The organism is Gemmiger formicilis, assembly GCF_016901605.1.
Taxonomy (GTDB): Bacteria; Bacillota; Clostridia; order Oscillospirales; family Ruminococcaceae; genus Gemmiger; species Gemmiger formicilis_B.
In genome coordinates, this window is the sequence record NZ_JACJKP010000325.1 from 1 (window position 1) to 1,135 (window position 1,135).

2 protein-coding genes are annotated in these 1,135 nt (G+C 57.6%); one reads left to right on the forward strand and one right to left on the reverse strand.

The window, feature by feature from the left end:
- Positions 1–206 (forward strand): hypothetical protein (locus H6B10_RS14590; protein WP_204652259.1); only part of this gene is annotated, 206 nt, incomplete at its 5' end.
- Here H6B10_RS14590 and H6B10_RS14595 read toward each other — a convergent pair.
- The coding region (locus H6B10_RS14595; protein WP_204652260.1) for a TIGR03943 family putative permease subunit at positions 199–1,135 on the reverse strand (937 nt) is incomplete at its 5' end. The two genes, H6B10_RS14590 and H6B10_RS14595, sit on opposite strands and share 8 nt — an antisense overlap.

Genomic DNA, 1,135 nt, shown 5'->3' on the forward strand with positions numbered 1-1,135 from the left:
CCTTGCCGTTACCAAAAAAACAAGGCAAAGAAAGCTCAACCTTTTACCCCGTAAGATGGCAGCAGCGTGGGCCGCCCCTTTTTGCGAGGAAGATCCGAAAAAATCCAATAAAAATATCCCGCAGGGAAAATCCCTGCGGGATATTTTTTATGAGAGTTCTTTTGGTTCTTTTCTTGCAAGAAAAGAACGGTCCCCTGTTCAGCTGAACATAACCACATCGTCCTTGGGCTTCTCGCCGGGCTCCACAGCCAGGGCGGTCAGCACCGGGCCGGTGGCGTCGGGGGTCTGCCCCTGGTAGATGGGGTGGTATTTCACATTGACCTTGGCGGTCAGGGTGATCCAGCTGCGCTGTTCCAGACTCTTGTAATCATCGTACTTGCAGGGGAAGCCCACAAACTGGATGTCCTGCACGCAGCAGGTCATGGCAAAACGGCCGGGCACAAAGCTGTTCTTGCCCGCGCGGTTGGTCTGGCAGACCTGCGCCAGGAACTTGACCGTCTTGCCGTCGTATTTGCTGGCATCGTCCATGCAGTCCATATACCAGATGCCGAAGAATTCCTCCGGAATCTCGATGACCGGGGCGTTGATGTCAAAGGGCAGCGGATCGGGGATGTCGTCATAGCCCACGCTGCCGTCGGCAAATTCGTAGGCAATGTCGCACCGGCGGCTGGCCTGGCGCACCAGCTTGTGGATCAGCTGGCGGCTTTCCTCGTCGTTGACCTGCTCGGCCCGGTTGACCACCAGCAGTTCGCTGCCGCGCAGCTTGTCCAGCAGCAGGGCGCGCATGGCATTGTCGCCCGCATAGGTCTTGATGGTGGTGCCGTCCGCCGTGGCCAGGCACTGGTAAATGAGCCAGTTGTCCGGCAATGCATCGTACAGGTCCTGGATCAGCCACATGCCGTTGTATTCAATAATGACCCGTCCGCAGCCGGACTTTTTCTCCAGGGCGGTCAGGTTCTCCCGGGTCAGTTCGCTCTTGTCCTCCAGCTGGGCCACATGCACCCCGCCAAAGGCAAACCGTTCGGGATCGTATTCTTCCTCGCCCTCTTCGCAGACCAGCAACAGGGTCTTGTCGCCGGAATCGAACTGGGGGTCCTCCATGGTTTCCTGAATGAACTTGGTCTTGCCGCTTTCC